This is a genomic window from Pseudomonas sp. CBZ-4, from assembly GCF_000346755.1.
In the GTDB taxonomy this organism is placed as follows: domain Bacteria; phylum Pseudomonadota; class Gammaproteobacteria; order Pseudomonadales; family Pseudomonadaceae; genus Aquipseudomonas.
On record NZ_ANNV01000158.1, the window covers coordinates 1 to 4,222 of the forward strand.

Genomic DNA, 4,222 nt, shown 5'->3' on the forward strand with positions numbered 1-4,222 from the left:
AACAACGTCGTGCTGACCCAAGCGGGCGCGAACTTCGTTAACGCTGGTAATCAGCTGCCAAAAATCGACCTGACCGTCACCGACCCAGAAGGCCTGAACTCCAAGGGTTCCGACCAGCCAGTGGTCAACCTGCATAACGATGTGCCGGTAATCGAAATTGCGGCCAACATCATTGTTGAGGACACCGCCAGCGCCGGTACCGTCGCCGGTACCTTCACCGCGACCGACGAAGAAACCCCGCGTGATGGCCTGACCATCGACTTCACGGGCAACAGCAACGCCGACGGCTACTACAGCCTCTCCGGCAACAACGTCGTGCTGACCCAAAAAGGCGCCGACTTCGTCAACGCCGGCAACCAGCTGCCAAAAATCGACCTGACCGTCACCGACCCACAAGGCCTGCACTCCAACGGCACTGGCCAACCGACCGTCACCCTGGTTGACGACACCCCGACCGCCATCGACAACCACATCGAAGGCAACGAAGACACCCCGATCGAACTGACCTGGGCGACCTTCGGCGTTCAGGATGAAGACACCACCAGCCCAGGCGTGGTGTTCACCAGCCTGCCGGCCGGTTCCATCGAGTACAAAGTCGACGGCGAGTGGGTCAAGCTCACCACGGCCGACCTGAAAACCGACACCTCGGCAGGCAAGGTCTTCACCCAGGCTGATTTCGATGCGCACAACGTGCGTTACAGCCCGGCGGAAAACGAATCCGGCGATGACACCTTCGGCGGCACTGGCGTGGGCAACAAGCAAGGTGACTACACCGAGCTGAAATTCCAGGCCACCGACGGCAACTCCTACAGCGACACCAAAACCATCACCGTGGATATCCACCCGGTGACGGATGTGCCGGTGTTGACCATCGGCCAGGTGCCAACCGGTTTGACCATTCAGACCTGGACCGGCGGCAACCTGCCGGGTGCCCTGGGCACCAACGGCCAAGGCGTGACCGACTCCAACACCCTGATCAAGGTGATCAACGGCCAAGCCGCCGGTAGCGCAGCCACCACGGGCGTGACCAGCGATGTCAACAACGGCAACGTGGCCGAAGGCACCGCGACAAAAGTCTCGGGCCTGGTCTACCTGGAAGCCGGCAAGAGCTACACCTTCACCGGTACAGCCGACGACAGCCTGGCAATCACCGTGGGCGGCAAGCTGGTTGCTTCCGAGACCTGGAGCCAAGGCAGCGGTATCAATGGCTCGGCCTTCACGCCGACCGAGTCGGGTTACTACACCCTCGACATCTACCACTACAACCAGAACGGCCCGGGCAACTACAACGTCAACGTGTCGGTCAACAACGGCCCGTCGGTATCGCTGGGCAGCAGCGGCGTGCAGACCTACACCAGTATCGAAGCGTTGAAAGACGCCGGCATGGTGCTGGGCGATAGCCACGTGGTGAATGGCGAAGGCTATTACACCGGCAACGTCTACAACCACGGCCTGGAAGACACCGCGATCAAGATCGCGCCGATTGACGTCAAGTTTGTCGACACCGACGGCTCGGAATCCCACAAGGTCGAAATCAGCGGCCTGCCGGAAGGCACCGTGCTGACTGACGGCACCCATACCATCACCTCGACCGGCGCAAACACGCTGTACGACGTGAGCACCTGGAACCTGGGCACCCTGAGCGTTACCCCGTTCAAGGACTCGACCGCCAGCTTCGACCTGACCGTGAAAGCCACCGCCAAAGAGCAGAGCACCGGCGTTGAAGAAGTCACCACCGGCAAGATCAGCGTGGTGGTTACAGCCGTCAACGACGCGCCAGTACTGGGCAACGAATCGACCAACGCGTTCGGCGACACCTACATCGAAGGCAAGCCAGGCGGCTACGTCGCGGCGAACCTGACCATCACCGACGTCGACAACACCACCCTGCAAAGCGCCAAGGTCACGCTGGTCAACCACCTGACCGACGACGTGCTGATCGCGGATGTCAGCAACACCAAGATCACCGTCAGCTACGACAAGACCACCGGTGTGCTGACCCTGTCCGGCGAAGCCACCAAGGCTGAATACCAGGAAGTCCTGCGCTCGGTGCACTTCGCCAGCGAAAGCGAAGACCCGAGCCCGGTCAACCGCAACCTGACCATCACCGTGAACGACGGCCAGGCGGATTCGGCGCCAGTGACCTCCGTGATCTACGTGGTGCCGGTCAACGATGCGCCGGTGATCAGCTTCGACAGCACCAAGTTTGTCGAGCAAAAAGGCGCCGTGGCACTGGTTGAAAAACTGAGCATCACCGACGTCGACAACCAAACCTTCAGCAAAGTGGTGGTCACCGTTGATCACCTGGTGTCTGGCGACCTGCTCACCAACGCCGACGTGCTCAAGGCCCTCGCCGTTGCCGGTATCACCATCACCGAAAGCGGCAGCGCCGCCGATGGCAAGATCGTCTACACCCTGACCAGCAACTTGCCGGCCGGCAGCAGCGCCGCCGACTTCATCAAGCTGGTTGAAGCGATCACCTTCCAGGCCCCGGGCAACAACCCGGCCGGTACTGATCGCACCGTGAGCATCTCTGTCACCGATAACGGTGGCGGTAACCTCGACCGTGAGCCGCCAGAAACCAGCACTGCGAATGGCAAGGTGACTGTCGAGCTGTTCAACGATGCCCCGACTGCAACCGGTAGCTCTACCGGCGCAGACGAAGACCACGCGGCCACGATCGTACTGAGCGGCGCCGATGTGGACGGCAGCGTTGCCAAGTTCGTCATCACCACCTTGCCGGAGAACGGCAAGCTGTACAGCGACGAAAGCATGACCACCGAACTCAAGGTCGGTGACTCGGTGCCTGCGGGCGCTGACGGCAAGGCGTTGGTCTACTTCAACCCAACGGCTGACTGGAGCGGCACAACGGCGGTCACCTTCACGGCGGTCGACAATGCCGGTAAAGCCAGCGACGTCACCACCGCGCCTGTGACCATTGCACCGGTCACCGACACCCCGCACCTGGGCCTGCTCGGTGGCGGCGTCGTCAGCGCGATCAACTTCGACAGCGCGAACCTCAACGGTTCGTGGGGCACCGTCGCCGTCGGCAATGCCAACAATGCAGCCGGCACCGGTCCTGCCACCCAGTGGATGACCGGCAACAGCGACGGCAAAGTCGAAATCGGCCAAAGCAGCATCTACGGCGTCGAGACCCCGGGCAACAGCCAGGTCATCGAGCTGGAGAAAAACGCCGGCGACGACTCCAGCCTGTACACCATCATCAAGGCTGAAAGCGGCACCGCGTACAGCATCTCGGTCGACTACTCGCCGCGTCTCGGTCACGAGAACGATTCGGTGATCGACGTATTCTGGGGCGGCGTCAAAGTCGGCACCCTGGACACCACCGTCGTGGGCATGAAGACCTACACCTTCGTGGTGCCGGTCACTGACGACGGTGACGCCAAGCTCGAATTCAAGGCCCCGGCCGGCGATACCAACAACTCCTACGGCGGCGTGCTGGACAATATCAGCGTGACCCAGGTGCTGAACACCGGCCTGGAAGACCACGCAATCAAGCTGTCGGCGATTGACGCCTACGCCACCGACAAGGATGGCTCCGAGACGCTCAAGCTGGAAATCAGCGGCATCCCGGCAGGCGCGACCATTTCCGATGGCGCGGGCCACACCTTCACCGCGACGGCCGGCAATCAAAGCGTCGACATCAGCGACTGGAGCCGAGCCACACTGGTCTACAACCCGGTGGCAAACGCCTACGGCGTGGTCAACCTGACCGTGACCGCCACGGCACAGGATGGCGATGCGTTGCCTAAGTCCGAGTCGATCACGCTGCCGATCAACGTGATTTCGGTCAACGACCTGCCCGTCATCGAAGTGGTTGCCAACGCCCTGGTGGAAGGCCAAGTGGCGGAAGGCACCGTTGCTGGTAACTTCACCGTCAGCGATGTGGAAACCCCGGTTGCCCAGCTGAAAGTCACCTTCACTGGCGACAGCAACAAAGATGGCTACTACACCCTCGTTGGCAATGCCGTGGTGCTGACCCTGGCGGGTGCGAACTTCGTCAACGCGGGCAACAAGCTGCCGGCGATTGATCTGACCGTGACCGATGCCGACAAAGGCAGCGCGCACGATGCGGCGACGCCGGATGTGACGTTGGTTAACGATGTGCCGGTGATTACCGTTGTCGCCAACACCCTGGAAGAGAACTCGGTCACTACAGGCACCGTCGCCGGTACCTTCGTTGCCAAAGACGAAGAAACCC

Annotated in this window: 1 pseudogene; it reads left to right on the forward strand. The window is 61.6% G+C overall.

Annotated features, from left to right (window positions below):
* Positions 1 to 4,222, forward strand: a pseudogene (locus B348_RS01000000130260) (hypothetical protein); the annotation flags it as partial.